The sequence below is a fragment of the Erythrobacter sp. THAF29 genome (assembly GCF_009363635.1).
GTDB lineage: Bacteria > Pseudomonadota > Alphaproteobacteria > Sphingomonadales > Sphingomonadaceae > Erythrobacter.
In genome coordinates, this window is the sequence record NZ_CP045392.1 from 2,417,192 (window position 1) to 2,443,466 (window position 26,275).

22 protein-coding genes are annotated in these 26,275 nt (G+C 60.6%); 15 read left to right on the forward strand and 7 right to left on the reverse strand.

What is annotated here, in order from left to right:
* Positions 1-139: 139 nt before the first annotated feature.
* Both FIU90_RS11685 and FIU90_RS11690 read left to right on the forward strand, forming a co-directional pair.
* Positions 140-1,363, forward strand: a complete 1,224-nt coding sequence (locus FIU90_RS11685) for an argininosuccinate synthase (protein ID WP_152434929.1) — start codon at positions 140-142, stop codon at positions 1,361-1,363.
* A gap of 919 nt (positions 1,364-2,282) precedes the next feature.
* Positions 2,283-2,840 carry a septal ring lytic transglycosylase RlpA family protein gene (locus tag FIU90_RS11690; RefSeq protein WP_152434930.1) on the forward strand — a complete coding sequence of 186 codons (558 nt, stop codon included), beginning with the start codon at positions 2,283-2,285 and terminating at the stop codon, positions 2,838-2,840.
* Positions 2,841-2,843: 3 nt separating this feature from the next.
* Here the strand turns inward: FIU90_RS11690 and FIU90_RS11695 are convergent, their stop codons facing one another.
* Entirely contained in the window at positions 2,844-3,284 is a 441-nt protein-coding gene (locus FIU90_RS11695) for a CHRD domain-containing protein (protein WP_152434931.1), read from the reverse strand.
* Positions 3,285-3,637: 353 nt separating this feature from the next.
* On the opposite strand from FIU90_RS11695, the gene FIU90_RS11700 reads away from it, so the two are divergent.
* Together FIU90_RS11700 and FIU90_RS11705 are read left to right on the forward strand one after the other, a co-directional pair.
* Positions 3,638-4,513 (forward strand): hypothetical protein, encoded by an 876-nt coding sequence (locus tag FIU90_RS11700; RefSeq protein WP_199799329.1) that lies wholly within the window; start codon positions 3,638-3,640, stop codon positions 4,511-4,513.
* 14 nt (positions 4,514-4,527) lie between these two features.
* Entirely contained in the window at positions 4,528-4,839 is a 312-nt protein-coding gene (locus FIU90_RS11705; protein ID WP_152434932.1) for a hypothetical protein, read from the forward strand.
* A 314-nt stretch (positions 4,840-5,153) separates the two neighbouring features.
* Here the strand turns inward: FIU90_RS11705 and FIU90_RS11710 are convergent, their stop codons facing one another.
* The 3 genes from FIU90_RS11710 to uvrA all read right to left on the reverse strand — a co-directional run bounded on the left by FIU90_RS11710 (position 5,154) and on the right by uvrA (position 10,089).
* Positions 5,154-5,366 (reverse strand): hypothetical protein, encoded by a 213-nt coding sequence (locus tag FIU90_RS11710; RefSeq protein ID WP_152434933.1) that lies wholly within the window; start codon positions 5,364-5,366, stop codon positions 5,154-5,156.
* Between the two features lie 191 nt (positions 5,367-5,557).
* Positions 5,558-7,003, reverse strand: coding sequence for a toll/interleukin-1 receptor domain-containing protein (locus FIU90_RS11715; RefSeq protein ID WP_152434934.1), 1,446 nt, complete (start codon positions 7,001-7,003; stop codon positions 5,558-5,560).
* A gap of 170 nt (positions 7,004-7,173) precedes the next feature.
* Positions 7,174-10,089: an excinuclease ABC subunit UvrA gene (uvrA, locus tag FIU90_RS11720; protein ID WP_152434935.1), complete on the reverse strand. Its 2,916-nt coding sequence runs from the start codon at positions 10,087-10,089 to the stop codon at positions 7,174-7,176.
* 220 nt (positions 10,090-10,309) lie between these two features.
* Between uvrA and FIU90_RS11725 the strand changes: the two genes are divergently transcribed.
* From FIU90_RS11725 to FIU90_RS11735, 3 genes are all read left to right on the forward strand, one after another.
* Entirely contained in the window at positions 10,310-11,917 is a 1,608-nt protein-coding gene (locus FIU90_RS11725) for a PQQ-binding-like beta-propeller repeat protein (RefSeq protein ID WP_172970251.1), read from the forward strand.
* Between the two features lie 152 nt (positions 11,918-12,069).
* Entirely contained in the window at positions 12,070-12,411 is a 342-nt protein-coding gene (locus FIU90_RS11730) for a hypothetical protein (RefSeq protein WP_234029508.1), read from the forward strand.
* Positions 12,412-12,862: 451 nt separating this feature from the next.
* Positions 12,863-13,417, forward strand: a complete 555-nt coding sequence (locus FIU90_RS11735; RefSeq protein ID WP_234029509.1) for a lysozyme — start codon at positions 12,863-12,865, stop codon at positions 13,415-13,417.
* Positions 13,418-13,600: 183 nt separating this feature from the next.
* Here the strand turns inward: FIU90_RS11735 and FIU90_RS11740 are convergent, their stop codons facing one another.
* Genes FIU90_RS11740 through FIU90_RS11750 form a run of 3 tightly spaced genes read right to left on the reverse strand, consistent with a single transcriptional unit; the run spans position 13,601 to position 16,247 of the window.
* Positions 13,601-14,344 carry an ABC transporter ATP-binding protein gene (locus tag FIU90_RS11740; protein ID WP_152434937.1) on the reverse strand — a complete coding sequence of 248 codons (744 nt, stop codon included), beginning with the start codon at positions 14,342-14,344 and terminating at the stop codon, positions 13,601-13,603.
* A complete protein-coding gene (locus FIU90_RS11745) occupies positions 14,341-15,321 on the reverse strand; it encodes an iron ABC transporter permease (protein WP_152434938.1) in 981 nt (326 codons plus the stop codon). The genes FIU90_RS11740 and FIU90_RS11745 overlap by 4 nt, the downstream gene beginning before the upstream one ends.
* A complete protein-coding gene (locus FIU90_RS11750) occupies positions 15,318-16,247 on the reverse strand; it encodes an ABC transporter substrate-binding protein (protein WP_234029510.1) in 930 nt (309 codons plus the stop codon). Before FIU90_RS11750 ends, FIU90_RS11745 begins: the two co-directional genes overlap by 4 nt.
* Positions 16,248-16,339: 92 nt before the next feature.
* Between FIU90_RS11750 and FIU90_RS11755 the strand changes: the two genes are divergently transcribed.
* The 8 genes from FIU90_RS11755 (at position 16,340) to FIU90_RS11790 (ending at position 26,247) form a co-directional block, all read left to right on the forward strand.
* Positions 16,340-17,416 (forward strand): cell wall hydrolase, encoded by a 1,077-nt coding sequence (locus FIU90_RS11755; RefSeq protein WP_234029511.1) that lies wholly within the window; start codon positions 16,340-16,342, stop codon positions 17,414-17,416.
* Positions 17,417-17,595: 179 nt separating this feature from the next.
* Positions 17,596-17,940: a hypothetical protein gene (locus FIU90_RS11760; protein ID WP_234029512.1), complete on the forward strand. Its 345-nt coding sequence runs from the start codon at positions 17,596-17,598 to the stop codon at positions 17,938-17,940.
* A 126-nt stretch (positions 17,941-18,066) separates the two neighbouring features.
* Positions 18,067-20,031 (forward strand): bifunctional diguanylate cyclase/phosphodiesterase, encoded by a 1,965-nt coding sequence (locus FIU90_RS11765; RefSeq protein WP_152434939.1) that lies wholly within the window; start codon positions 18,067-18,069, stop codon positions 20,029-20,031.
* Between the two features lie 291 nt (positions 20,032-20,322).
* Positions 20,323-21,285 (forward strand): malate dehydrogenase, encoded by a 963-nt coding sequence (mdh, locus tag FIU90_RS11770; protein ID WP_152434940.1) that lies wholly within the window; start codon positions 20,323-20,325, stop codon positions 21,283-21,285.
* Positions 21,278-21,997, forward strand: coding sequence for a hypothetical protein (locus FIU90_RS11775; protein ID WP_152434941.1), 720 nt, complete (start codon positions 21,278-21,280; stop codon positions 21,995-21,997). The genes mdh and FIU90_RS11775 overlap by 8 nt, the downstream gene beginning before the upstream one ends.
* Complete coding sequence (locus FIU90_RS11780) at positions 21,990-22,457, forward strand: hypothetical protein (RefSeq protein ID WP_152434942.1); 468 nt, start codon at positions 21,990-21,992, stop codon at positions 22,455-22,457. Before FIU90_RS11775 ends, FIU90_RS11780 begins: the two co-directional genes overlap by 8 nt.
* Before the next feature lie 31 nt (positions 22,458-22,488).
* Positions 22,489-23,379, forward strand: a complete 891-nt coding sequence (gene sucD, locus FIU90_RS11785) for a succinate--CoA ligase subunit alpha (protein ID WP_152434943.1) — start codon at positions 22,489-22,491, stop codon at positions 23,377-23,379.
* A 42-nt stretch (positions 23,380-23,421) separates the two neighbouring features.
* A complete protein-coding gene (locus FIU90_RS11790; RefSeq protein ID WP_152434944.1) occupies positions 23,422-26,247 on the forward strand; it encodes a 2-oxoglutarate dehydrogenase E1 component in 2,826 nt (941 codons plus the stop codon).
* The last annotated feature ends 28 nt before the right edge of the window (positions 26,248-26,275 follow it).

The following is a 26,275-nucleotide window of genomic DNA, read 5'->3' on the forward strand; positions in this document are numbered from 1 at the left end:
TTTCGTGAAGCCCCCCTCGCCACAGTGATAGAGGCGCTGGCAAACGCAGCGCAAGGTATGCGCGCAGAATGTGCCGGAAACGTTGCCGTGCGCCCTGCCCCCTGCTAGCCGCCGCGCGAAGCTTTCCAAGGATGCAACCATGTCCGACATCAAACGCGTAGTCCTCGCCTATTCGGGCGGCCTCGATACCAGCGTTATCGCGAAATGGCTGAGCGTCGAGCGCGGGCTCGAAGTCGTCACCTTCACCGCCGATCTGGGACAGGGAGAGGAGATCGAGCCGGCGCGCGACAAGGCGCGGGCAATGGGCATTCCGGACAATCACATCTTTATCGAAGACCTGCGCGAAGAGTTCGTGCGCGATTATGTCTTCCCGATGATGCGCGCCAATGCCCGCTATGAAGGGGATTACCTCCTCGGCACCTCGATCGCCCGCCCGCTCATCTCCAAGCGCCTGGTCGAGATCGCGCACGAAACCGGGGCCGATGCCATCGCCCACGGTGCGACCGGCAAGGGCAACGACCAGGTGCGTTTCGAATTGTCGGCCTATGCTCTCGATCCCGATATCAAGGTGATCGCCCCCTGGCGCGAATGGGATCTGACCAGCCGCACAGCGCTCATCGCCTGGGCCGAAGCACATCAGATTGCCGTACCAAAAGACAAGCGGGGCGAGGCGCCGTTCTCGACCGATGCGAACCTCCTGCACACCTCGTCGGAAGGAAAGGTGCTCGAGGATCCGTGGGAAGAAACGCCCGATTATGTCTATTCGCGCACCGAGAACCCGGAGAACGCTCCCGATGCGCCGGAATACATCACGATCGATTTCGATCGTGGGGACGGCGTTGCGCTGAATGGAGAGGCGCTGAGCCCCGCATCCCTGCTTACAGCACTTAACGAATACGGTCGCAGGCACGGTATCGGACGGCTCGATCTTGTCGAAAACCGCTTCGTCGGGATGAAATCGCGCGGCATGTACGAAACACCGGGTGGCGAGATCTACGCCCGCGCGCATCGCGGGATCGAACAGATCACGCTTGATCGCGGCGGGGCGCATCTCAAGGATGAGCTGATGCCCAAATATGCCGAGCTGATCTATAACGGCTTCTGGTTCAGCCCCGAACGCGAGATGCTCCAGGCCGCTATCGATCTTTCCCAGGAGAATGTGAGTGGCAGCGTTCGCCTCAAACTCTACAAGGGCCAGGCGAGCGTCGTGGGGCGCAAGTCCGAAAACTCGCTCTATTCCGAAGCGCACGTCACGTTCGAGGACGATGCCGGGGCATACGATCAGCACGATGCCGAAGGCTTCATCAAATTGAATGCGCTCCGGCTGAAACTGCTGGCAGCACGAGACAGGGCCCGCGACTGATTCGAGTCGCGCCGAGTCGCTGCGCGAAATTTCATTGCGAGAATGGCGTGCTGGCGCGCAATCGAGACGAATTCCCAGCGCAATCGTAAGGCGCGAAATCGGAAATGCGACGAACCGACGACTTATCCACCGCAGTCCACAAGTGATCTGGGCAAAAGTGGAAAAGTCGCTCTTGCAGCCCTTGCTGAAACGGCGATTCGGGCGCAATTTCAACCTGTCTTCGGAACAGGAAGGCTTTGAGAAGCAGGCCGCAAGGCTCTGAATTTCAAAGGTTTCAAAGTTGCAAAGATGCGGTGGCATCTGTCCACGCGCTGTCTGAGAGACGAAATGCAAAAGACTTCGGTCGAATGCAAGTCGGATCGTTTGAAGAGAGTGCGAAGCGGTGTCATCGGAAAGACCGAAGATTTGGTCTGTGATCGAGGATGCTACCAGGTAACGCTGGAAGCAGCCGTTTGAGAGATCGGACAAGACAGGTCATCGGTCTCGGCTTTGCCCAAGGGGAAGCCGTGCAGGCGGCGGGCTTCGGCCCAAAGCGAGCACAGCGGACCGCAAGCAAATGCCGGATGCCGGCGCGAGCGCCGGTGACAGAACGCGGGCCTTCGGGCACGCGGAAAGACATCGGGCGCCAAGCGCTTCCGGAATGAAAGCACCTTCGGGTGCAGACAGGAAGGAAGACCACGCGCTGGTGAGAGTGGGGTCGGCAGCAATGCCGGCCCCATTTGCTTTGGGCATATGGTTTTTCGGATCCACCAAGGTGATACCGTCTTCATTTTGGCGCAATTCAAGAGCGGTTGACGCTGGACGGCGCTATTCCTGCGCTATTCGGAAGCTCCTGGATTTGCCGGATTTCGAGCCGCTGAGGTATAGGCATCGGGGATGCAAGTAGGAAAACGACCGTAATCCGGGGGGATTTCCAGCCATGATCGAACAGCGCCGCGCAACCTCGGTTCGCGCTATGGCCCCGTTGGCCGCTCTTCTTTGTGCTTCTTCCGCCGTCGCAGCGACTGGCGACGATGGACCGGACCAGTCTTCGTCAACCGCCATGGCAACTGGTGCGATCGAAGTGGCCGCGCCTTTAGCGGACGAGTTCAGCCCGTTTGTCGGCCCTCACCCTGACCTCCGGGTACCACTTACCGCTGTCGACCTAGACACGTTCGACCCGCCGCTCGAGGAGGAAATCACTCGCAGCATCGGCAACGGTGTCGCTTCGTTCTACGGTCGCCGCTTCCACGGTCGCCGTACAGCCAACGGCGAGCGGTTCAACATGAACGCCATGACCGCCGCGCACAAAACCCTGCCATTCGGCACCAAGGTCCGCGTGACTAATCCGCGTAACGGAAAAAGCGTCGTCGTGCGCATCAACGATCGCGGGCCGTTCGTCCGTGGCCGGACTATCGACGTCAGCCGTGCGGCGGCACGCGAACTCGGCATGATCAGCCGGGGCCACGCACGGGTCGACCTCGCGATCGTCGAATAGCCTTCACGACATATCGAGCTGACCGCGGATCGCGCCCTGCGGAAACGCCTCGGTATGCACGTTCACGTAGTATTTGTGCTCGTTCTTCGCGATGTCCTTCATCAGTTCGACATCGACATCGATGCACTTGTCATCGCTCGCCAGTTCGAGCGTCACCACCGGAGGGCCGTTCTGCCCCTTCTCCGCCTTGTGGATGTGCGCGGCGGTGAAGCCCTCTAGCCCCGATATCTCGAGCATGTAGCACATCTTGCCGTTTTCGAGGTCCATCTCGGCGGTGAAATCGCCGCTGGCCTCTTCTCCGGCACCGTCATGGCCGACCTCGTATGAGCCGAACATCGATGTGCCCGTGTAGGCATACTGGGCCTGCGCCAGCGTGGGAGCGGCCACTAATCCCGCCCCTATCATCCCCGCCGACAGCACCCAGAGAGCATTTTTCAGTCCCATGGTCTCTCTCCCGCTTGAGGGAGCGCCGATTTTACCCCTGTTTGGCGAGTCGGGGAAGGACGATCGGAAGCCGCCGTGCGAAGTTGACAAAGTTGACACCCTGTCAAGCTGGTTTCAGAGTAATTTTCTCCGTTTTTTCATGCGCTTGAATGCCAAAATCCGAAGTTGACACTTCTCCAACTCGAACGCGCTTCAAGGGCAAGCGCATGCAAAGCCGCCATGCTGACCACTACACCGCCCCCGCCGTGTAGGAAAACGCGCGCAGCTCCGCCTTCGCGCCTCCTTAACCATACCTCAATTCCGCCGCGCTAAGCCCTCGATCCAAGTTTGATCTATCGCAATCGAGGGGCCGCATGAGCTGGGAACGCTTCACCCGTATCGGGCTGGTAATTAACGGAAAATCGCTGATGATCGTCGCACTCGCGATGGTCTCGACCTGGGCGTCGCTCCAGCTCGGCCTCGTCGCCGACTACCCGCTCACCATCATCTCGACCGCGGTGATCTTCCCGATCGTCTTCTCGATCGGCCACGCCTACAAGCGCCGCGAGGCCGCGCTCGACGATTACGGCACGATCAAGGCCCATGGCCGCGCGCTCTATTTTGCCGCGCGCGACTGGCTGCCCGACGAGGACGGCGGCGCGAAGCAGGAACGCCTGCACCATATCGAGGCCGTGCTCTCCAACCTCCTCACCGCCTGCCGCGACATGTTCAAGGGCAGGATCGAGGACATGCCCCGGACCGAGCGCGACGTATACGCCGCCTTCTCGCAGCTGTCGGATTTCGTGAAGCGGATGCGCGGCGAAGGGCTCGCGAGCGGCGAATGCAGCCGCTGCAACCAGTATGTCTCGAAGATGATCGTCGCGTTCGAAAGCGTGAAGCACATCTACCAGTACCGCACCCCGCGCACTTTGCGCGCCTTCAGCGACGTGTTCATCATCCTCCTGCCGCTCATCTACGGCCCGTTCTTCGCCTATTGCGCGGTCGAGTATAACGCGCCGGTGCTGACCTATGTCATGCCCGTGCTCTTCGCGGTGATCCTGACCGGGCTCGACAACATCCAGAGCCACCTCGAGGACCCGTTCGACCAGATCGGCCCCGACGACGTCGCGATCAACGCCGAGAAATTCGTCGAGCTGCTAGGCTGCGGCGAGAACGGCAGCGACTGCGACGGCGCAAGGGTGATGCAGGCGAAGCTGGAGGATTATGTTGCGGCTAAAGCCGTAGCGTGATCTTGGCACAAAAGATGCTTTTCGCTCGCCCGATCTTTGCTGTCTCCCTCGTGGGTTCGCTCGCCGCTTGCGATGCACCCGATCCCGACGACTATGGCGGAGGCGCGGTGGGGGATGAAATCGTGCAGTGCATCAAGCATGTCGAGGCTGCGCACCAGCGCTACACCCGCGAGCATTCAGAGCCGCTTTGCGTGTGCGTAGTCGACGATCTTGGCCTGACCACGGGGAACATCTTTACGGAAGGCAAACTCGATCGCTCCAAGGTCGGGCGACACATGGAAAACTGCGTGCGAGCGCGCGCACGGGCGATGGGCGTGAACATGTAACTGTTGCAGAGCGCGGCCAGCGACCAGCCGACCGCAAGGGCGGTGTCTGAGCCGAAGGGGCGAGACATGCACAGCACACCTGCACGCCCGCCCGCAGCGCCGAAGGCGCGAGGATTTCGCACGCCGAAGGGCGTGCGGAAAACAAAGACTCTTCACCTCTAGGAAGAGCACCCGCGACCGTGTCCCGGCCACAAAGCAAAACCTCACAAGAACCGTCACCCCGGCCCCGGAGCCGGGGTCTCGCTAACTTCAATCGACAACAAAGAAGCGGGGCCCCGGATCAAGTCCGGGGTGACGAGAATCCATCACCCTCCTCAATCCTCCCAAATCCGAGGCACACGCGGCCCGCACAGGATCAGCTCGTTGCGAGCATGCCGCGCAAGCTGCTCCGGCGTGGTCGAAGGCCCGCTCCCGATGCGGCCAGCATCGACATGCCGCTCCCACGCGCGCCGATGATCGAGCGCTTCGAACTGGTTGAGGCCGTTCGGCTCACGGGAGATGGGCGGGAGGTGCGAGGTCTTGGGCATGGTGAAGTCCTTTCTGCTGCGCAGCACATCCGTGCTGCGATTTCCTCGCTCACGCGACCTGAAGGCCGCATCGCTGCGGGCGCGCCGTCGCGCTTGCAGCCCTGCGGGCCGTTCAGATTCTTGCAGATAGGAGTTTTCCTTGAAGTAGGAAAGCAGCGTGGCGCCAATCGCATTGGCTTGAAATCATGGGTTCAGTAGGTGCTCTTGATTGAGCTTAAGTTCATCAGAATTGGGAGGTCGAGGGTAGAAAATGCGCTTGTCCAACGTATTTCACGGATCCTTCCACTTTTGATATCCTCAATCATCTTATCGATATCATCTGGCCCCGAGATTTTGAGCATAGGCATGAATTTGTCTCTAAAATCAATTTGCTCTGCCCGAATGAACCAAGGCAAGGCGCCATAAGAATCTGCCACATAGATTGCAGAATCGGGCCACCAGATACGCTGCGCTTCCCAATCTGATTGAGATATAGCCAATACCAAGTCGGCTTGGATAAAATCGGCAAAATCAATACTGAGCGTTTCGCAAAACTCTTTGATTAGATCCGCTTCAAGCGAAGCTCTATTGAGCTTTAAGCGCGACTTTCTCGCGTCAAGTGATGGAAGGAAGCAATTTAGGGACCTTAACGGCTTGGCCTCTGCAGTTAGCTCACCCGGACGACGCTTGACTAATTGACTATCCAACAAACGCTTTCCAGACGTGAATCTGCGATGCTTAACGCAACGAGCAATCAGCGCTGTGAATAAAAAACGTGCCAAAAACTTTGTTGCATCCCCGCTCCAACTAGTCCCTCCCTTCTCGAAATTCGTATAAAGCTCCTCAAAGTACTCTATTGTGGAACCGTACTCTGCCTCGGAAAGCTCAGCTTGAGAAAGGACTTTGTCGAAAGAAGATAAAAACTGCTCGATGAAGGCTGGAAGCGACCTAATCGTCCGATACACCGACTCATCGTTTGGTTCATCTGCGCTCATCTCAACCGTGAAATCGCCTCTCTGCTCACGGCTCTTTAAGAGAAACTCCACTAGATCAATTTCAGCTCGAGAATTGTGGCCAACGCCAGGCTGATTTCCGAAGCTCAAAGGCTCGAAATCAACTTGATCATCTAAGAATTTTGGACGCGGACCAATTTCTGGCTCTCGATACAATGGTTTATCGAAAATCCACCTGAGGAGGTTTTGGAGGCTGACACCATAAGACGAAGGGTCACGAAAATCGATCCAAAGTCTGTTAAGCAAGAAATTTGGAACCATCGGCTGATCCGTTTCAACCGCTTCGGTAACTATCCCTGCAATTTTGGTTTGCTTTACATCCTCATAAAGCTGTTGAGTGATGACCTGAGACTCAACTCCGACTCCGCCTTCCCGTCTATTAGCCCTCTCAACGTACTTCCGGTCACAGACGAGAATGATCTTGTCGAGTTCGCCCGACCGCACCATTTGCTCCATGAACTCATGGGCGTCCTGACCGACCTTGAGGTGCCACTTGTCTAATACAACATCAACGCCGTTTGATTTCAGGTCGGATGCCAGTTGTAGGACCCAGTCTTCATGCCTAGAACTTGTCCAGCTATATGAGACAAAAAGGCGTGGAGGTGCATTTTCAGAATCCACCAATTCAGCTTGTTCTTCATCCATACGATTGATTTAATTTGCAGTTTTCGCCTCAGCAATGGCGGTCTGACTCAATTCCACAGCTTGGATCGCGCAGATGGTGTTTCGCAGCGCATCCGCGCCGCGAAATCCTCGCGCCTGGCGGCGCTGCGGGCGGGCGGACGCCCTTGCCGCGCTCCGACCCTGAGCTTGCCTCACTCAGCCGCTTCCCTCTGACGGTCGAGCATCGGTTTGAGGTATTGCCCCGTAAACGAGCGCGCCTCCTCGGCCACCTCCTCTGGCGTCCCCGCAGCCACCACCTCGCCGCCGCGCACGCCGCCTTCGGGGCCTAGGTCGAGGATCCAGTCGGCGGTCTTGATGACGTCGAGATTGTGCTCGATCACCACCACCGAATTGCCCTGCTCCACCAGCCGGTGCAGCACTTCGAGCAGCTTGCGCACGTCCTCGAAATGGAGGCCCGTCGTCGGCTCGTCGAGGATGTAGAGCGTCTGCCCGGTCGATCGCTTGGCAAGCTCCTTGGCAAGCTTCACGCGCTGCGCCTCGCCGCCTGACAGGGTCGTCGCCTGCTGGCCGACCTTCACATAGCCCAGCCCCACCTCGTTCAGCATCCGCATCTTGTCGCGGATCGGGGGGACCGCCTTGAAGAACTCCTCAGCGTCCTCGATCGTCATGTCGAGCACGTCGGCGATCGAGTGGCCCTTGAACTTCACCTCGAGCGTTTCGCGGTTGTAGCGTTTGCCGCCGCAGGTCTCGCAGGTGACGTAGACGTCGGGGAGGAAGTGCATCTCGATCTTGATGAGGCCGTCGCCGGTGCACGCCTCGCAGCGCCCGCCCTTGACGTTGAAGGAGAAGCGGCCGGGCTTGTATCCGCGGGCCTGGCTTTCGGGGAGGCCCGCGAACCAGTCGCGGATATTGGTGAAGGCGCCGGTATAGGTCGCCGGGTTGGAGCGCGGGGTGCGGCCGATGGGCGACTGGTCGATCTCGATCACCTTGTCGCAATATTCGAGGCCGGTGACCTTCTCGTGCTTGCCCGCGATGACGCGCGCGCCGTTGAGCACGCGGGCGGCGGCGGCGTAGAGCGTGTCGATGGTGAAGGAGGACTTGCCGCTTCCGCTGACGCCGGTGATGCAAGTTAAGGTGCCCAGGGGAATCGAGGCGGTGACGTTCTTCAGATTGTTCGCCTGCGCGCCGTGGACGGTGAGGCTGTGCCCGTTGCCCTTGCGGCGGGTGGCGGGGACGGGGATTTCGCGCCGGCCGGTGAGGTAATCGGCGGTGAGCGAATTCTTCGCCTTCATGATCTGCTTGAGCGTGCCCTGCGCGACCACCTCGCCGCCGCGCACGCCCGCGCCGGGGCCGAGATCGACGATATGGTCGGCTTGGCGGATCGCGTCCTCGTCATGCTCGACGACGATCACCGTGTTGCCGAGATCGCGCAGGCGCTTCAATGTTTCGAGCAGCCGGTCGTTGTCGCGCTGGTGGAGGCCGATGCTGGGTTCGTCGAGCACGTAGAGCACGCCCGAAAGGCCACTGCCGATCTGCGAGGCGAGGCGGATGCGCTGGCTCTCGCCGCCGCTCAGTGTGCCGCTGGTGCGGTCGAGATTGAGGTAGTCAAGCCCCACGTTGTCGAGGAAGCCCAGCCGCTCGTTGATCTCTTTCAGGATCGCGCGGGCGATCTGCGATTGCTGCTCGGTCAGCTTGTCGTCGAGCGCGAGGAACCACTCCTTCGCCGCGCTCACGCTCATCGTCACCGGTTCGGCGATGTCGGTGCCTGCGATCTTTACCGCGAGCGCCTTTTCATTGAGGCGCTTGCCGCCGCAGGTCTCGCAGGGCTGCGCGGTCTGGAACTTGGAAAGCTCCTCCTGCATCCAGCTGCTTTCGGTCTGCATCATCCGGCGGTTGAGATTGCCGATCACGCCCTCGAACGGCTTGGTAACGGTGTATTCCTTGCGCCCATCTTTGAATGTGAGCGGCACAGGCATTCCGTTCGTGCCGTGGAGGATGATGAGCTTCTGATCCGGCTCCAACTCGTTCCACGGCGTAGTGATGTCGAAATCATACGCCTTCGCAAGGCTGGTCAGCACCTGCATGTAATAGGGAGACGGCGGGTTGGACTTGGCCCACGGCGCGATGGCGCCCTGCTTCAAGGTCAGCGCCTCATTAGGCACCACCAGCTGCACGTCGAACAGCTGCTTTTCGCCGATCCCGTCGCAGGTCGGACATGCGCCCTGCGGCGAGTTGAACGAGAATAGCCGCGGTTCGATTTCCTCGATCGTGAACCCGCTCACAGGACATGCGAATTTTTCGGAGAAGACGATACGGTTTGCCGGGATGCCCGCTCCCTTCATTGCGCCTCCCGACGCCTCTTCGCCCTCGCGACCCGGCACCACGCCATCGGCGAGGTCGACATAGGCGAGCCCCTCGGCGAGTTTCAGCGCTGTCTCGAACGAGTCCGCAAGCCGGGTCTCGATACCTTCCTTCACCGCGATCCGATCGACCACGACTTCGATGTCGTGCTTGAACTTCTTGTCGAGCGCGGGCGCATCCTCGATGCCGTACATCTCGCCGTCGATGCGAACACGCGTGAAGCCCGCCTTCTGCCATTCGGCAAGTTCCTTGCGGTATTCGCCCTTGCGCCCGCGCACCACCGGCGCGAGCAAATAGAGCCGCGTGCCCTCGGGCAGCGCCATCACGCGGTCGACCATCTGGGAGACGGACTGAGCCGTGATCGGCTCTCCGGTGGCGGGGGAATAAGGCACGCCCACCCTCGCCCACAGCAGCCGCATGTAATCGTAAATCTCGGTAACGGTCGCGACGGTGGAACGCGGGTTTCGCGAAGTCGTCTTTTGCTCGATCGAGATCGCGGGCGAGAGCCCGTCGATGTGCTCGACATCGGGCTTCTGCATCATCTCGAGGAACTGGCGCGCATAGGCCGAAAGGCTCTCGACATAGCGCCGCTGACCCTCGGCATAGATCGTGTCGAATGCGAGCGAAGATTTTCCCGACCCCGAAAGCCCGGTGACGACGATCAGCGCATCGCGCGGCAGATCGATGTCGATGCCTTTGAGATTGTGCTCGCGGGCACCACGGACGGAGATTTTGGTCAGGGACATGGCGATCCAAATGGGGTGCTGGGACGGAGGATTCCATAGGCGAAAGCACGATCACGCCAACGGGTTTAATGTTCATGCTATGTTCGGCAAGGCCGCTTGGCAAGTCCGCGGACGAGGCTTTCCAACAAGAGTTCTGGACTCGATCCTTGCACTCGATCGCTCGATTTGTGTAACGCTTTGTCATCACTGTTCTTTCAGTGATGGTAACAGGGGTCGTTTCATGCAGTATCGTCGGGTTTCGCTCGCGGGCGCGTCTGCGCTTGCTCTTGTGTCTTGTGGTGGTGGAGGCGGCAATGGCGGCGGCAACCCTCCCCCGACCGGAGGACCGACCCCGCCGCCGACACTCAACGTCACCCTTTCGGAAGCGTCGGCGGACGTTGTTTTAGATGAAGGTGGAGAAGCCACTTTCGGTTTCGATGCCAGCTATACAGGGACAAGCTCGCAGGCGATCATCGCGGATGTAGAAATCGGCGGGCGTCGCTACCAGCTCGATGGCGACGTCACAGGTTCGGGCAGCACCTTCACGGTCAACCTTAAGACCGTTCCATTTCCCGCCGGCGGCGCGACGACCAGCACAGTCCGTTTTCGACTCTGCACAACAGCCGCATGCTCCACGGTTTACCCGGGATCGACCCAGACCTTCACGGTCAATCTCGACGTCGAAGTGGGCGACTGGGCAGGCTTCCAGCGCAACGCCGCGCACACCGGCTATGTGCCCGTGCGGCTCGCCCCGGCGGACTTTGCGCTGGCATGGGAGTGGACCGACACCGATCTCACGAGCTGGATCAGGCCGCCCGCCGCTTCGCGTGGACGTATTATTACCACAGTCGGAAGGGATGGCGGAATGCCGTACTTCCAGAATGCAAAGGTCTATGCCTTCAACACCGATGGCTCAAACGCATGGTCTTTCGACCTCGGCGAGCAGTCGAACATGAGCGGACCTTCGCTTTCGAATGGAATGGTCCACGTGACCTCGATGGAATTCTCCAGCCGCGACAACCCGCAATGGGTTTTCGACGCCGCAAACGGTTCGTTCGTGAACCAAATGAAATTTGCATCGCAATGGCATGACTTCAACCAGCCCGCCGCCATGGGAGACCAGGTGTTCGTTGCCGCGGGATACACAGGCGGCGTCCTGTTTTCCTATGACGCAGTCCAAGGGACAAAACTCTGGGAAGTGCCTGTCGCGGACAGCAGCTGGGCGGATGGAAAAGCCGTGGCGGTCGATGGCGACACCGTTCTCTATCCGGCTAGCAGCGCGCTAGTGGTTATCGACCGCGCGACCGGGCAAGAGCAAGGGCGGATTATCGATCCGGATGTCGAAGCCCGGTTTGTTTCTTCGTTCGAAAGCGCGCCGGTCATCGGAAATGATGGCATGGTTTTCCTGTTCTCGGGCGAGAAGAGGTTCAATTCGTCGGCCAAGATCATGGGCGTTTCCCTCACCGAAAACCGGATCGTCTGGAAATCCGTTGCCGAATACACGACGGCTTTCGCCGTGGCGGGTGACACGATCTATGCCGTCCGCAACGATGCCCATGTTCTTGCAGCGCTGGATGCGAAAACCGGACAGCAGAAATGGGCGACCCAGCTGCCTGTCGACACTGGTCTCTACGGAGAGCGCATCTTTCAAGGCAATGTGGTGGTCACCGAAAACCTTGTCTTTGTTTCGGACCACGACACCACATGGGCAGTGGACCTCAAGGATGATGCGCATCCCATCGTTTGGGAGGCCCCGACAGGTGGACGGCTAATCATCACGCCCGACAACCAGCTAGTGACGACGGGGGTGCGGGAATTCAGGAAACTTACGGTCTACGACCTCTTCTGAACCCGCTTTCGAGGGGCCGATCTAGATTATTAACTAAAGCCGGTGCGCTGGTGCGCGCCGGTTTTGCGGCCAAATCCTCCGGCTTAACTCCCTCTTCACCCTGCCCCGTGCTAAACCCACTGGTGGTGGGACAAGTTGAGGGGTCGCTTTTCATGCCGCACATCTATCTGAAATCCGCTTTCCTTCCCGCAATCGCTGGAGCCATCTTCGCGTTCGGCTCCACCGCCGCACCTGCTCCAGCCAGCGCTGCCTGCAATCCCGACGATTGCGGCGGGATGAGCAGGGAGGCACTCGCGCGCGACAAGGCGGAAATCCGCCGGCTGAACCGCGAGCAGCTGCGCTATGTCCGGAAGCGCGATGCAGAATACGCCAAAGGCTGGCGCGCGCGCCGACAGCACAAGCAGGATCTCGCAGATTACGAACGCCGGATGGCCGAATGGCGCGATGCCGTGCGTCGCTGCAATGCGGGCGACTACCGCTACTGCGCTCGCTAGGGCTCCACCGCTCTCCAATATCGATTGAACGTACGGATGCGGCCCGGCCCGCTCCATATCCCGTGCCTGAGGTTCGACGAGGCGTGGACCTTCCCCGGTCTTCGTCCGTTGATTTAGTGAACTGAAATTTCTTCATTATTTCAACGAAACGAACTGAGGTCCGACCATCCCATCCCGACATTCCGAACCCATAGAAACCAAACCATCTCGAACAATATCTTCCCCCAGACCGATCCACGAGCGAAAGCGAAGGATTCTTCGATCATTTCGGGATCGCAGGAGACTGGGGCGGGAAGATCGATTACGAAGACGCCGTCAGGCGTTCACAAATACGACCGCGACACGATCGCACTTCCCCAAGCGCAAGCGCAAACGAGCGGCACTGGCCCTCGGTGCAAGCGCACTGGCCCTTTCAGGAACATCGCATCTCGCGCTCAGATCGGTGCCGGGGTTGGCACAGAGCTATCCTGTAGAATCCGGTGCAAATAGAGATTTCGCCGCTGATCCCACGATCCGCCGGAACGCGTCGAAGCTATCAGCCAGCGACAAGCTGGTCGAAGCAATGATCGAGGAGGAAGGTGTCCGGTACGAAGTCTATCGCGACGTTGCGGGATATCCAACGGTCGGCGTTGGCCACCTCGTGCTACCACAGGACAATCTGCGCGTCGGAGACAGGATCTCGCACCAGCGTGCGGTAAGCCTGCTGGAACGCGATCTTGCGAAGGCGGAAAAAATCGCCCGTCGGCTATTGGGCGATCTCCCCGTAAACCAGCACGAATTCGACGCTTTGGTCGATCTCGCTTTCAATGTGGGGGAGGGAAACCTGTCCAGAAAGCGCAGCCCGCGTCTTAACCGCGCAATCGCAAGCGCCGACTATAACGCAATTGCAGACGAACTGAGCTATACCACCGCTGCTGGACGTGTCGCCAACGGATTGATCAACCGGAGTCGCAGACGCACGCAGATATTTGCGAAAAATGACTATAGCGATCCGCGCACTGCGTGATGTCCCCTAGGTAGACCTACAGAAAAAATGAAGTCGCCCTAACCCGCGGAAAAGCTAGGGTAAGGGCCTCTTTGCAGGTCTAGCAAGCCGTTCGGGTCGCACCTTGTGGTTGTGCCACAGACTAAAGCAATTGAGCTTACGGCGCGCTGTCCCTTGCGGGGCAGCGCGTTTGACTGTTCAAGGTCAGACTGAGGTGATCAAGGCACGCGCGCCCGGATTGCCGATCCAGTCGGCCGAGACATCCCAGCCGCGTCGGATCGTGTCCGTGTCGAGGGCTTCTGCAGGGATGCCATCAGCAATGAGCCTGCCTTCACGCAGCACCAACACGCGGTCGGCATTGTTCATCGCCAGCGCGAGGTCATGGAGCACGATGACGACGCCCTGGCCGGCCTCGGCGCAGCGCCTCAAATGCGCAACGAGCGCGAGCTGGTGGGCGAGATCGAGCGCGGCGAGCGGTTCATCGGTGAGGATCCATTCCGGCTCTCCAGCGAGGACCCTTGCCAACAAAGCGCGCGCGCGCTCTCCGCCCGAAAGCCTGCTTGCGGGGCGATGCCTCAGAGGTTCTAGCGCCAATGCCTCGATGGCGGCCTCTATCGCTTCGTGTCCGCGGTCGCGGTGCGGCAGGCGCCCGAGAGCAACCAGAGCCTCTACCGCAACGTCCCACGCAATCTCTGCGCTTTGGGCAAGGTACCCGATGGACTTCGCACGGTCTTGCATCGTGATGCCGGATAGCGCGTGCCCGCCCAGGAACACCTCGCCCCGGGACGGTTCGATTAGCCCTGCGAGCCCCATCAGAAGGCTCGACTTGCCCGCACCGTTCGGCCCGACAATGGCGGTGATCGTACCGGTTTCAAGCGAGGCGGACACGGCCTCGACGACGCTCCTGCCGCCGCGTACGAGTGAGAGATTGCTGGCAGAAAGGGTCAAAGCAGCCCCCTTCTCATCTTGAGCAACAACCACAGGAAGAAGGGCGCGCCGATCAGCGAGAGCGCGATGCCAAGGCGCAGCTCCGTGACGAAAGGCAATACACGAACCGCGCTATCGGCAGCGAGAACGAGGCACGCGCCGGCAAGCGCGCTGGGCAGGATCAGGCTCGAAGGCAATCGGTCGGTCAAGGGGCGGACGAGGTGCGGGACGATCAACCCGACAAATCCGATGATCCCTGCGACCGCGACGCCAGCCCCGACTGTAAGACCAACTCCGACTACCAGCAGCCACAACAACCGCCTCGGATCGACGCCCATCGACTGTGCCGCCTCTTCACCGAGCGTAAGCGCATCGAGCGATCTAGCGGAAAGGGCCAGCACCCCGATCCCGATCGCCACAAGCGGCGCGGCAATCCACACCTCTCGCCACGAACGATCGGTTAGCGCACCGTTTAGCCACAACACGATCTCAGACAGCGCGAAAGGATTGGGCGCGAGCGTGATAGCCAGTGCCGTGAGGGCGCCTGCAAGGCTGGCGATCATTAAACCTGCGAGCGTAAAGAGCGCAATCCCCCCGCCCGCTCCCGAAGGCGTCCGTCCAGCAATCAGCGCAAGTAACGCCATGCCGAGCGCGGCCCCGGCGAGCGCGAAGGCTGGAAGGCTCCAAGTGGCGATTGCGGGCGGCATAAGCGCGCCGAACCAGAAGCTCCCCACCGCACCGAGCGCCGCCATCGGCGCAATCCCGAACAATCCGGGATCAGCGAGAGGATTGCGAAGATAACCTTGCATCGCTGCACCAGCCGCACCCAGCCCTGCTCCCACCGCGATCGCAAGAACGGCGCGCGGCATCCGAAGCTCCATGAGGATTAGCGCGGCATTGGGCGTTGTCGCGGGATCGATCCAAACCTTCCCCGCAAGAAGCGAAAGTGCCGCGATGAAGGCGAGGAGTACCGCGAAGATGAGGGTCGCCCGGTTCACTCCGCCAGTCCCTCGCGGATTTCTTCGAGCCGTTTCGCGAGCGCGATCAAGGATGGACCGCCGCAATAAAACAGCGAAGGGTCGAGCGTTTCGACGCGCGTGTTTTCAAGCTTGGTAAGGACGGGGTGGCGTTGACCGCGCGAGCCTCCCGCAACCAGAGCAAGCTCGGGCGGCGATGCAACAAGCTGCTCGAGCGAGACTTTTTCACCCTGGACATAGGTTCGACCCTCGGCTTTCCTTACAAAACCTGCATTTGCAAGGACGCGCGTCACCAAAGCCCCTTCCCCGGCAACAATCTCCCCCGATTGCCAGAGAAGAGTGTCGATTTGGCCTCTTTCCTCAGACATGCGGGCGGAGGCATCCAGCGCCTCCTCGATACGTTCGACAAGTCGCTCGGCCCTGCTTTGCTGCAATGTCATACCGGCGAGCCGCTCGATCTGGTCGTAACTTGCCTCCGGTGACTGGGGGGCGTCGAATGTCTCGACCTGTATACCCAGTCTTTCAAAAGCGGCGCGGGTCGGGCGAGCCATGAAAGTCGATGCAAGCACGATATCGGGTTGGAGCGCGAGCACTTCTTCCGCCGTGCCCCCGGTAAATGTGAATTTCGCGGCCACTCCGGGCTCGATCGAACTCGATTGCGGATCGCGGCTGTAGTGCGATAGCGCGAGGATTTGGTCCGGATCGGCGAGTTCGACAAGCAACGCATCGAGGCAGGGATTGAGACTTACGAATGTCGGCTTTTCCGCGTCGTCGCGGTCTCGCACCGGTGCTTGCGCACACGATGCGGCCATCGCAGCGCCTGCGAGAACTGCCACCAATCGCCTGATACAGAAAAAGATAGCGGAGACGTCCAAACCAGCCTGATCCCTGAAATGCGAGCGATAGGGCGACAGGTTGCAAGCGGCAAGGCGCATCGGGACTTGCATTAACCGCTTCCTCGCCAGCTGTCCGTAATCGGGACTAGGGTGGCGGTGCGCTCGCATTTACGCGGCACGGCGATTACGCGCATTGGCGCGCCATGAAGAAGATCACCTTCCTCCTCGACATGAAAAACGACGGCACGCTGACAAAGCGCCTCGCCATGCTTCTCGCCGTGCTTGCTGTGCCCGCGATCGCGGCACCTGGCGATTTCGGCGCTGTTGCAGGCGATGCACCGCTGGAATCCGAAAACCTCTCGCGCGAGCTTGCGGCGATGCCGGCAATGCCCTTTGAACGCCCGGGAATGACCTTTCCGGGTTCCGCATTTTTCTACCTCGCCGATCCGGTGGATGGGGCACTGGTTGCGCTTCCGGCGACCGACGCCTTGGGCAAAGCCGAGGGGTATGCGGGTGCTCTCGGTAAAGTGATCGATGCGGGGCCTGCGGCCCGCCCGTTCTTCTCTGCACCCGGCGGCGTATCTCACAGTCGCGCGCTCGAATGTCTTTCGCAGGCCATTTGGTACGAAGCGGCGAGCGAAAGCGATGCGGGTCAGCGCGCCGTCGCGCAAGTGGTGCTCAACCGTGTCGCCCATCCAAGCTGGCCAGGTAGCGTTTGCGGTGTCGTTTATCAGGGGTCGCAGCGCAAGACCGGTTGCCAGTTCACCTTCACTTGTGATGGCAGCCTGTCGCGCCGCGCCGGCGGAGCGAGCTGGCGGCGGGCGCAGAAAATCGCCTCCGATGCACTTTCGGGCAGCGTATATGCGCCCATCGGTCTCGCGACGCATTATCACACGCTCTGGGTCAACCCGGCGTGGGCCGGATCACTCGACCACGTCGGGACGATTGGCGCGCACCGTTTCTATCGCAAACGCGGTTCAGGTGGGCAAAGCGCAGCATTTTCCACGAGCTATGCCGGGTTAGAACCGGGCGTAAGCAACAGCGCCTCGCCTGCCGCGACCGCCGCGCAAGCCCCAACGGGTACGCCCCGGATATCCTATGATGTGCCCGTCGCCGCTTCTGCTGCGCCTGTTGCGATTGAACCCGGAACCGCGCGGCCGAGAACAGGAGGGATCGGTCAGGTGAAAGCCGAATACGCCAAGGCGGGCCAATGGAAGGCGCGGCCAAATGATCCTGAGACAGACGCAGGTGAAAAGGCGCCGAAACCTGCCGACGAGTAAGGGCGATTGCGCCCCCTTACAGGCACGCCCTGGTTAACGCCCGCGAAACCTTATCGGAAAACCAAGCCTTAGCGACCGGGAATTATTGCCCTCCCAGTCGCTGAAAAAATGCAGTCCTGACCCCGCCTTGCCTGATGGATGCTTCATCAGAATTCGTGCGGAGAACCGGACTCAACCATATGGAATTGAAGACAAATATGTCGATCCGCTTTGCCGCGCCGCATACTCCCGGCCGCCTACCCGCCCCCCCTTCAATCGCTCGGGCTCTTGCGCGCCGCTCGATCGAGCGCGCCGCCAACGATAATGGCGATATGACAGGTCATGATGCGAAGCTCCGCGATGCCCTGCGCATGTTTGCAGAGCATGGCCTGGGCGCTGCCCGGGCGGCTCGCGGAAAAGCTGAAAAAGCGTTCTTCGCCGGCGACCGCCAGAGCTACGACTGGTGGCTCGGCGTCACGCGCACTCTGGATCGCAGACTGGCCGAAGAGGCTTCGACTCGACTGCCGATCAAGGAAATTTCCTGATCTTCCGGCTGGGCGCCTCCAGCCCCCTTCAAGCCAATCCTGCCAAGTCACAGATTTTTCGCGGGAAATTTGGGTAAGCGACACGTTAACCGGAACTTGACCACTTGGGGATAATCCCCGTGGTGTATGAAAGCCGCTTGGCCATTCTCGAAGCTTCGCGCCGGTATCGAAGCGCGTGAACGCACGGACAAGGTATCCGCGCGCGTCAGGCGGCTGCTCGTCAAGACTCTCTATACCCAACCTTCGAGCCTTGCGATCGGCGCACTCAACGGGATTGCCGCCACGGCCATCGCCGCCTGGGTTTCCGACCATCCCGAATTGCTGATCGGCAGCCTCGTGCTTACGATAATCGCCGTGGCGCGTGTCACCGCCGCACTCGGCATCTCTCCGGATTCCCAGAAAACCAGCACGCAAAAGCTGGAACTGATCTACGAGATAGGCGCGTTCAGCTATGCGCTGGTCATAGGCATCATCGCCGCGCTCACCGTCTGGCTGGGCACCAGCGCGGAGGTGCAGGTGCTTATGGTAGCCAATGCGCTGTGCTACGGTGTCGCAGTTGCCGCGCGCAATGCGGGACGGCCGAGCATTGCCATCGGTCAGCTTACTCTAAGCTGCGTACCGATGATGATCGTCTCGCTGCTCATGGGCACCCTGGCCCACATCACATTGTTCGTGACGATGCTGCTGCTGCTTCCGGCAATGGCTGCGATCACCCTCAACATCTTCAAAGTTTTGCGCGATTCCATCGCCGCTGCGGAGACGAGCGCGAAGCTTGCCGAAAAAATGAAAGTGCTCGCGCGCACCGATGTTGTCACCGGTCTGGCGAACCGCGCCGGTCTCAATCACGCCATGGTGGAGACCATGATGAGCATCGACGAAAACAGCCGCCTTGCGCTTATCTGGATCGACCTTGACCGGTTCAAGGAGGTGAACGACCTGCTCGGCCACCCGGTCGGGGACCGCGTGCTCAGTGAGGTGGCTCGCAGGCTTGTCAATGTCTGCCCGGAAGGCTCGACCATCTCGCGCTTCGGCGGAGACGAATTCGTTGTCTTCTGTCCCGTCAAGGACCGGCATCACGCGGAGCTCGTCTCGAGCGAAATCCACGCCGAGATCATGGGGCCGATGCGGATCGAGGGCGACCGGCTCGAAGTGCGCGCCTCGCTCGGCGTTGCGCTGCTGCCCGACGATGGCAAAGACGCCGACACCTTGATGCAAAGTGCCGATCTTGCGCTCTATCACGCCAAGATTGGGGGGCGCAGCCAGACCCGCTTCTTCGATCGCTCGATGACGCGCGATCTTGTCCGTCGCCGCGAAATAGAGGATGAGCTGCGCGCGGCCCTCCAGCGCGATGAGCTTTCGATCTTTTTCCAGCCGATCGTTGATCTCGAAACCGGCCGCATCAGGACTTTCGAGGCGTTGGTGCGCTGGTTCCACCCGGAAAAAGGCGAGCTGCGCCCCGACGAGTTCATTCCGGTGGCCGAGGAAACCGGCGTGATCGTGACCCTGGGGAACTGGATCACCGCGCAGGCGGCACGAATAGCTGCCGGCTGGCCGGAAGACGTGACCGTCGCGGTCAACCTCTCGCCGCTACAGATCCGCGCACCGGGCGCGGCACTCGGCATTCGCAACGCCTTGCGCGAAGCAGGGTTGGACCCGCACCGTCTCGAGCTCGAAGTGACAGAGAGCCTGTTCGTCGAAGACAGCCATTCGACTGCCAACTTTATTCAGGAGCTCTCCGCGCTCGGAGTGAAATTCGCGCTCGACGATTTCGGAACCGGCTATTCCTCGCTCGGCTACATCAACAAATATCCGTTCAACAAGATCAAGGTCGATCGCAGCTTTGTGTCCGGGGAGAATGTCGGCCGCAAGAGCGAGGCAATCATCCGCGCCGTGGCGGAGATGGGTTCGCGGCTCGAGATGGAGATTGTGGCCGAAGGCCTCGAAACGATCGAGCAGGTTCAGGCAGTGCGGGCGGCCGGGTGTACGCTCGGCCAGGGCTATTATTTCAGCCGTGCCGTTCCCGATTACCTTGCAGCCATGCTGCTCGCGCAGGAACGCGAGGACGAAATGCTGCGCTTCGGGGGTAATTGATCCATTAGGGGAACCGATCTTAGTTCCCGGCTGTTCTGACACTCGAACAATGAGACGGCTGACCGCCCCCTTCCCTGCGCCAGTTCAAGGTCCCAATCATCGCCCTTATTGCAACTGCAAACTAATTGCAAAGATAGTTCCGCAATCGGAGCCATTGGCGGTTGCAATCGCATCCCCACCCGCCTAGGCCGCACCATGACACCGGGGATGTCCGCCGCCCGGGACAGGCAGGCGCCCCAGCACCTTGGAATTCATTTTCGTCCCGGGACCCCAGGGAAGGAAATCTCGCATATGGCCCGCAAGAAGATCGCGCTCATCGGCTCCGGCATGATTGGCGGCACGCTCGCCCACCTCGCCGCGAAGAAGGAAATGGGCGACATCGTCCTGTTCGACATCGCCGAGGGTATGCCGCAGGGCAAGGCGCTCGATCTCTCGCAGTGCGGCCCGATCGAAGGGTTCGACGCCAAGATCACCGGTTCGAACGACTATGCCGATATTGCAGGCGCCGACGTTGTGATCGTCACCGCGGGCGTCCCGCGCAAGCCCGGCATGAGCCGCGATGATCTTCTCGGCATCAACCTGAAAGTCATGAAAGCTGTCGGCGAAGGCATCAAGAACAACTGCCCCGACGCTTTTGTCATCTGCATCACCAATCCGCTCGACGCCATGGTCTGGGCGCTGCGCGAATTCTCTGGCCTGCCTCACAACAAGGTGGTCGGCATGGCCGGCGTGCTCGACAGCGCACGCTTCGCAACCTTCCTTGCATGGGAGTTTGATTGCTCGGTCAAAGACGTCAACGCGTTCGTTCTAGGCGGGCACGGCGACACGATGGTTCCGGTCAAGAGCTACACCACGATCAACGGCATCCCGGTTGACGACTACGCCAAGATCAAGGGCGTTCCAGCCGAACGCCTAGACGAAATCGTCGACCGCACCCGCAAGGGCGGCGGCGAGATTGTCGGCCTGCTCGGCAACGGCTCGGCCTATTACGCCCCCGCCACCAGCGCGATCGCGATGGCCGAGGCGTATCTCGGCGACCAGAAGCGCATCCTGCCGTGCGCCAGCTATGTCGAAGGCAAGTACGGCCTCGACGGCCTCTATGTCGGCGTCCCCACCGTGATCGGCGCGGGCGGCACCGAGGACGTGGTCGAAATCGAACTCAGCGACGAAGAGAAAGCCAACCTCAAGGTCTCGACAGATGCGGTCGAGGAGTTGCTGGAAGCATGTAAGGGGCTCGACAGCAGCCTTGCATAAGCGCGCTGCCTTTCTGACCCTTGCGCCCGCTGCGCTGGCCTTGATGGCCGGCACGGCGGCGCATGGGCGGGAAGACGCGCAAAGCCCGGCCGCCGAGTTCAAGGCGGTTTGCGACGGGCTGGAGAAGATCAAGAAGATCGACCGAAGGGCCAAGCGGCTTGGTTGGCAACCGATCAAACAAGCCAACAATGCCTTTATCGACCGGCGCATTGCCGAGTGGGAAACCAGCATCGCAGCCAATGCGGGCGGTGTGCGCGAGATAATCGGGCCGTTTGTTAAGAAGCACGCAGGCCGCGATCTCCTGCTCTACATTCAGGACACCAAACTGCCCAATTCGCGGGCGATGGACGGCATCAGCTCGTGCAACATGTTCGACATCACCGAGCCTCCTCCGCAAAGCGAACTTGACGCTGTGCTGGGCGAGAAGCGTGTGCGCGATGAGCACAGCCAAGCATATATCTATAAGCGCACGCCTGACACAATGGTGGGCGTCTCATGGTACGGCCCCTATGGCATTGATGGTGCAAGCATCACCACAATCAGCACTCGGACTGACAAGGCTTCTGGTGAGATGTTTGTCACCTACGATGCGGGCATCCACCATTGGAAGCCGCCTTCGGGCAAACCGATGGAACTCCCGCCACCAATCATTCTGAAACCGCGGGTCAAGGATGAAGAGCGCAAAGGGGAAAGCGATGCCTCCGATGACTAAGCCGCTGATAGCCGCCGCAGTCATAGGCGCTCTCCCCGCCGCCCCCGCCTCGGCACGCGAAATCGACCGCGCAGAGATTGCGGAAGATTTTGCGGAGGGCGTTGCCTCGGAACGGAAAGTCTATTGCAGCGATACATCTGTGATGACGCTGGCTGATGGCACCGAATATCGCGCCTGTGTGAACTGGCGAGCGCAGGTGCGCACGCGGCTGGTCCGTGTCTACGCCGCGCTTGACGGGCCGGAAGAGGACGCGGACGCCAATATCGACAAGGCGCGGGACTGTTTTGATATAGCTGTTGCGAGCCAGAACGATCCCTATCGCAAGACCTTCGACCAAGACGCATTCCTTGCTGGAGCGCGCCAGCACTTCGCGGCATGTGCCGCCAACACCGCGCTTCAGAAACCCGATCAGTACCGTCTCAAGGTTTATGACCGCGGCGTGTGGCTGGGCGGGAGCTAAATCAATCGAACACCCCAAGACGGAGTTTTGAATGTCCATCCTCGTAAACAAAGACACCAAAGTCATCACGCAAGGGATGACGGGCAACACCGGCACGTTCCACACGCAACAGGCGCTCGACTACGGGACGCAGATGGTGGCCGGTGTCACTCCGGGCAAAGGCGGGACCGATCACATTGGCCTGCCGCAGTTCAACACCGTGCGCGAAGCCAAAGAAGCCACCGGCGCGACTGCTTCGTGCATCTACGTGCCCCCGCCCTTCGCCGCCGACGCGATCTGCGAAGCGATCGATGCCGAAATTGAGCTCATCATCTGCATCACCGAGGGCATTCCGGTGCTCGACATGGTGCGCGCCAAGGCTGCGCTGACCGGCTCGAACAGCCGCCTGATCGGCCCGAACTGCCCCGGCGTGCTGACTCCGGAAGAGTGCAAGATCGGCATTATGCCGGGTTCGATCTTCAAGAAGGGCAGCGTCGGCGTCGTCTCGCGTTCGGGCACCCTGACCTACGAAGCCGTGCACCAGACCACGCAGGTCGGCCTCGGCCAGACAACCGCAGTCGGCATCGGCGGCGATCCGGTCAATGGCACGAACTTCATCGACGTGCTGGACCTCTTCCTCGACGATCCGGAAACCGAGAGCATTATCATGATCGGCGAAATCGGCGGCTCGGCAGAAGAGGAAGCAGCCGAATTCATCAAGCAGGAAGCCGCAAAGGGTCGCAAGAAACCGATGGTCGGCTTCATCGCGGGCCGCACCGCACCTCCGGGTCGCCGCATGGGCCACGCGGGCGCGATCGTATCGGGCGGCCAGGGCGGCGCGGACGACAAGATCGCGGCGATGGAAGATGCGGGCATTCGCGTCTCGCCCTCGCCATCCGAACTCGGCACCACGCTCGATGCGATGCTGAAGGAAATGGCCTGACCTTAAAGGCCGCACCACCTCCCCTCCCCACGGAGAACCCTCATGGGTCAAGAACCGCACAATCTCATCCCGCAAATGACCGACCAGGAAGGCCCGCAGCCGGGTCCTTCTTGGGGCAATCCCAAATGGCTCGATCAGGTCGCCGACAGCGGTGCCGACCTGACGGGCGCGTTGGACCCCACGCAGATGCGCGTCGCGGTCAAGCAAGCGGCGAAGAGAGAGGGCAAGGCGCTCGATCCAAAGGCGATTGAAGAGGCAGCAGCCAACTCGATCCGCGCGATGACGCTGGTGCGGCTTTATCGTGTGCGCGGCCACCTCGCCGCCGATCTCGATCCGCTGGGCCTGTCGGGTCGCAAGGGGATGAAAGAAATCCCTGCCGACCTGACGCTCGAATTCCACGAACTCGCAGGCAAGGAAGACACCGAGGTTTACGTTGGCGGCGTGCTCGGCCTCGAATGGACGACAGTGCGCGAACTGCTCAACACGCTCCGCGCGACCTATTGTGGTAAGGTCGGGCTTGAATACATGCATATCGCCGACACCGAAGAGCGGCGCTTCCTGCAGGACAAGTTTGAAAGCCCGGGCGAGACGATCCAGTTCACCGACGAAGGCAAGAAGGCGATCCTCGCCGCAGTCTTGCGCGGTGAGCAGTACGAGGAGTTCCTTGGCAAGAAGTATGTCGGAACCAAGCGCTTCGGCCTCGATGGCGGGGAATCGATGATCCCGGCGCTTGAAGCCGTCATCAAGCATGGCGGCAGCATGGGCGTGCGCGAAATCATATACGGCATGGCACACCGGGGGCGTTTGAACGTCCTCGCAAACGTGATGGCCAAGCCGTACAAGGTGATCTTCCACGAATTCTCGGGCGGCTCTGCCAACCCCGAGGATGTCGGCGGTTCGGGCGATGTGAAGTACCACCTCGGCACCAGCACCGACCGTTCGTTCGACGAGATCGAGGTTCACATGAGCCTCGTCCCCAACCCCTCTCACCTCGAGGCGGTGAACCCCGTCGTGCTGGGCAAGACGCGCGCGCAGCAGGCGATCCGTGACGACCTCAAAAAGCACGAGCAGGTTCTGCCGGTCCTGATTCACGGCGATGCCGCTTTCGCCGGGCAAGGCGTGGTGTGGGAGAGTCTCTCGCTCTCAGGCGTGCCGGGATACGACACTGGCGGCTGCCTGCACTTCATTATCAACAACCAGATCGGATTCACGACCTCACCGAAATTCGCGCGGTCCTCGCCCTACCCCAGCGACGTCGCGAAGGGCGTGATGGCGCCGATCCTTCACGTCAATGGCGACGATCCCGAGGCAGTGACCTTCGCGTGCAAGCTCGCGGTCGAATACCGACAGCGCTTCGGCCGCGACGTGGTGATCGACATGTGGTGCTATCGCCGCTTCGGTCACAATGAAGGGGACGAGCCCAAATTTACCCAGCCGCTTATGTACGACGTGATCCGCAAGCATCCCAAGGTGTCGAAGATCTACGCCGAGCGACTGATCGAGCAAGGGGTCATCGACAAGGATTACCCCGGCAAGATCGCGAGCGAATTCGTCGCGCATCTCGAGAACGAGTTCGCGGGGGCCAAGAGTTACAAACCCAACGAGGCCGACTGGTTCGGCGGGCGCTGGGCCGGGCTCAACAAGCCGGTGGACGACGAGACGGCACGCCGCAATGTCGAAACCGCGATCGAGCCCAAGATGTTCGATCGCCTGGGGCAGGTGCTGACCGAGGTTCCCGACACCATCACGATCCACAAGACGCTTGGCCGGGTTCTCAAGGCCAAGACCGAGATGTTCGAGAGCGGCGAAGGTTTCGACTGGGCGACTGCGGAAGCACTCGCCTTTGGCAGTCTTGTCATGGAAGGTTACGGCGTGCGCCTTTCCGGACAGGATAGCGGGCGCGGCACCTTCTCGCAGCGCCACGCCGTTTGGATCGACCAGAAAGACGAACACAAATACATTCCGCTCTCGACCCTGCCGCACGGCAAGTTCGAGGTTTATGACAGCCCGCTGTCGGAATACGGGGTACTCGGTTACGAATACGGATTCGCGATGGCCGATCCAAAGACCCTGGTGTGCTGGGAAGCGCAATTTGGCGATTTTGCCAATGGTGCGCAGATCATGATCGACCAATTCATCGCGAGCGGCGAAGCCAAATGGCTGCGCGCCAACGGCCTCGTGATGCTTCTCCCGCACGGATATGAAGGCCAAGGTCCGGAACACTCCTCCGCCCGTCTCGAACGCTTCCTACAGCTGTGCGCGAACGACAATATCCAGGTGTGCAACATCACCACTCCGGCGAACTACTTCCACGTGCTGCGCCGCCAGATGCTGCGCCCTTTCCGCAAGCCGCTCGTCATCATGACGCCCAAATCGCTCCTGCGTCACTCGATGGCGAAGAGCCCGCGCGAGGAATTCCAGGGCAAGCACCACTTCATGCGGATCAAGTCCGACCCATCGATGGAGCCGGACAGCGCCGCCGACAAAAAGATCAAGCGCCTCGTGCTGTGCAGCGGCAAAGTCGCCTACGACCTGATCGAAAAGCGTGATGCTGAAGGGCTGAAGGACGTTTCGATCGTGCGGATCGAGCAGCTCTATCCCTTCCCTGGCGAACCGCTTGCCGTGCGTATGAAGCGTATGACCAACCTTGAGACGGTCGTGTGGTGTCAGGAAGAACCGCGCAACAACGGCGCGTGGTTCTTTGTCGGCGAGAAGATCGAGGATGCGCTCGCCAAGGCGGGCCACGAGGGCATGCGTCCGATCTATGCTGGACGCGATGCAGCTGCCTCCCCCGCCACCGGTCTCGCCAAACGTCACGCCGAGCAGCAAGAGCGCTTTATCAACAATGCTCTCGGGCTTTCGAAGTAATTGAGTTCATCCCAGTAAACCGCTGAGG

What these genes read in the sequence shown, in the direction of transcription:
- FIU90_RS11685 (WP_152434929.1), top strand. Translation starts at nt 140, where the DNA reads ATGTCCGACATCAAACGCGTAGTCCTCGCCTATTCGGGCGGCCTCGAT.
- FIU90_RS11690 (WP_152434930.1), top strand. Translation starts at nt 2,283, where the DNA reads ATGATCGAACAGCGCCGCGCAACCTCGGTTCGCGCTATGGCCCCGTTG.
- FIU90_RS11695 (WP_152434931.1), bottom strand. Translation starts at nt 3,284, where the DNA reads ATGGGACTGAAAAATGCTCTCTGGGTGCTGTCGGCGGGGATGATAGGG.
- FIU90_RS11700 (WP_199799329.1), top strand. Translation starts at nt 3,638, where the DNA reads ATGAGCTGGGAACGCTTCACCCGTATCGGGCTGGTAATTAACGGAAAA.
- FIU90_RS11705 (WP_152434932.1), top strand. Translation starts at nt 4,528, where the DNA reads ATGCTTTTCGCTCGCCCGATCTTTGCTGTCTCCCTCGTGGGTTCGCTC.
- FIU90_RS11710 (WP_152434933.1), bottom strand. Translation starts at nt 5,366, where the DNA reads ATGCCCAAGACCTCGCACCTCCCGCCCATCTCCCGTGAGCCGAACGGC.
- FIU90_RS11715 (WP_152434934.1), bottom strand. Translation starts at nt 7,003, where the DNA reads ATGGATGAAGAACAAGCTGAATTGGTGGATTCTGAAAATGCACCTCCA.
- uvrA (WP_152434935.1), bottom strand. Translation starts at nt 10,089, where the DNA reads ATGTCCCTGACCAAAATCTCCGTCCGTGGTGCCCGCGAGCACAATCTC.
- FIU90_RS11725 (WP_172970251.1), top strand. Translation starts at nt 10,310, where the DNA reads ATGCAGTATCGTCGGGTTTCGCTCGCGGGCGCGTCTGCGCTTGCTCTT.
- FIU90_RS11730 (WP_234029508.1), top strand. Translation starts at nt 12,070, where the DNA reads ATGCCGCACATCTATCTGAAATCCGCTTTCCTTCCCGCAATCGCTGGA.
- FIU90_RS11750 (WP_234029510.1), bottom strand. Translation starts at nt 16,247, where the DNA reads ATGCAAGTCCCGATGCGCCTTGCCGCTTGCAACCTGTCGCCCTATCGC.
- FIU90_RS11755 (WP_234029511.1), top strand. Translation starts at nt 16,340, where the DNA reads ATGAAGAAGATCACCTTCCTCCTCGACATGAAAAACGACGGCACGCTG.
- FIU90_RS11760 (WP_234029512.1), top strand. Translation starts at nt 17,596, where the DNA reads ATGGAATTGAAGACAAATATGTCGATCCGCTTTGCCGCGCCGCATACT.
- FIU90_RS11765 (WP_152434939.1), top strand. Translation starts at nt 18,067, where the DNA reads ATGAAAGCCGCTTGGCCATTCTCGAAGCTTCGCGCCGGTATCGAAGCG.
- mdh (WP_152434940.1), top strand. Translation starts at nt 20,323, where the DNA reads ATGGCCCGCAAGAAGATCGCGCTCATCGGCTCCGGCATGATTGGCGGC.
- FIU90_RS11780 (WP_152434942.1), top strand. Translation starts at nt 21,990, where the DNA reads ATGACTAAGCCGCTGATAGCCGCCGCAGTCATAGGCGCTCTCCCCGCC.
- sucD (WP_152434943.1), top strand. Translation starts at nt 22,489, where the DNA reads ATGTCCATCCTCGTAAACAAAGACACCAAAGTCATCACGCAAGGGATG.
- FIU90_RS11790 (WP_152434944.1), top strand. Translation starts at nt 23,422, where the DNA reads ATGGGTCAAGAACCGCACAATCTCATCCCGCAAATGACCGACCAGGAA.